Genomic DNA, 1,773 nt, shown 5'->3' on the forward strand with positions numbered 1-1,773 from the left:
TTCATTGTTTGAGATCTGATTGAGCTTAGGTTCTAGCACCAACGTAAACAGCAACATAACTACAGTCACGAGGCCGCACAGCGCCACCAGCATTTTCTCGCGCGCGCTCATGTCTCCAAAGCGCTCTTCTAATGAGCTCCAGAATTCGTTCATTTCTCTTTATCCTCGCGCGTTTTCAACTCAAACGTCACTATGTCTTTCTCATTGCGACCGATTTTCACGTCGTCAAATGTTCTCCCAACAAGACTGATCTCATTCTTGAACTGGCTTACCCAACTCGGCACTGAACTCGGAGCTTTCGCTAAGCCTTTTAAATCCAAGATGTTGTTGTTGATGCGAATTTCGGATAAAGAGATTTCTTGGTTGCCCAATTTTGCTAATGACTGCATCACACCTGAGTAACCCGTGCGTTGCGAATCATCGTACTTGCCCACCGCTTTCAAGGAATCTCGCTTAGCTTTGACTTCACGCTCTAGACGCGCTTTGGCCGCTAACTTATTTGGATCAGGCTGATGCTTTCGCAGCTTCACTTGGTAGTAATCTAAGTCAGATTTAAGAATATCGCCCTTGCCTTTCACAATCGCGATTTCATCTTCCAAACCTTCACTTTGCCAAGACACGTAGCCGTAAGACAACAGAATCACAGCCGCAGCCGCGCCCCAAGAAATCGCCACATTTTTTAGCGTAAGGAGATCTTTTTTCGGCTTTAAATGATCAGGATATAGATTGACGCGTCGATTTGTAGACGCCGCCGCCGCATCCGCAAGCACATGACCAGAGAGTTCATGTTCTTCAGGCAGTAGTGACGACACTTTGGTGCTTAAGCGGTAGTTAAGCGACTGAACCAATTCGTTCTCATCTTCTTCATCACAGCACACTTTCAATTGGTGTAACTGAACCTGACGAAGCTGAGCAGAGAGGTAATCTATCGAACGTTGCAGCTCCAGAGACAAACTGTCCATCTGCAGCTCGCTTGACGGTACGCCAGTAAGAGGAGGTGTCACGCTACGAATCGAACGATGAAATGCAATGGTGTGCTCAACAAAAGCACTGATGCGGAAATGCCCACGCGCGCTGCGTTGCAGCAACAAAAAGTTACCAAGCTCACCAGCGGTATCACCCCAAACATCATCTTCCGGAATGATCGCTTCTAACGGCAATTGAGCACGACTAGCCAGTAGCACAATTTTATCAAGCATCTTTCTTGATAAAACATAAGCTTGCACTTTACTTGAGTTTGGTAGCTCTGCCGCATCAGCGATGATGTCGATGGCACGCTCAGAAATAAGCTCTTTGAGTAAAAACGGCAGCGCCGCCGACCACTCTTGGCGTGGCATGGCTGGCTTGTCGATTTGATACATCTGATAGTAGTTGTGTGACAGCACTACGGTCAGAGAATCATAAGCGCTCGCGGCCACGCTTAACGCTTGCTCAACAGCGCGTTCCCAATTTGATTCAGAAATTTCAAACTGAGACGGACGGCCACTTTTAGCTGGTGATGATAAATAAACTGCGTCTGGCTGAATAACCAAAAAACAAGAGCGACCACCACCAGATGATCGCATCAGCTTGTCGAATACTGCTTTAAATTCCATGATTATTATCTTTATTTTTTCCGCCAGCGATTTCGTCTTCCCAATTTAACTTGGGATTCTGATTGAGAATGTTGCGCTGTTTGTGGGCGAGGAAGATATTGCTGCTCTGCAGAAAAATAGCGTCCTTGTCCGCCGTACACACCTAATTCAAGAAGCGTGTTTAGCTCTTGTTGATTCT

Annotated in this window: 2 protein-coding genes; both read right to left on the reverse strand. The window is 46.5% G+C overall.

Annotation, left to right across the window (positions count from 1 at the left end; all coding sequences use genetic code 11):
- The coding region (gene gspM, locus R7070_RS24705) for a type II secretion system protein GspM (protein ID WP_411912994.1) at positions 1-153 on the reverse strand (153 nt) is incomplete at its 3' end.
- The gene (locus R7070_RS24710; RefSeq protein ID WP_318141343.1) at positions 150-1,595 is read right to left on the reverse strand and encodes an MSHA biogenesis protein MshI; all 1,446 of its coding nucleotides are present in this window, start codon (positions 1,593-1,595) and stop codon (positions 150-152) included. The genes R7070_RS24710 and gspM, both read right to left, overlap by 4 nt.
- Positions 1,596-1,773: the final 178 nt, after the last annotated feature.

The sequence above is a fragment of the Vibrio sp. 1557 genome (assembly GCF_033340175.1).
Taxonomy (GTDB): Bacteria; Pseudomonadota; Gammaproteobacteria; order Enterobacterales; family Vibrionaceae; genus Vibrio; species Vibrio alginolyticus.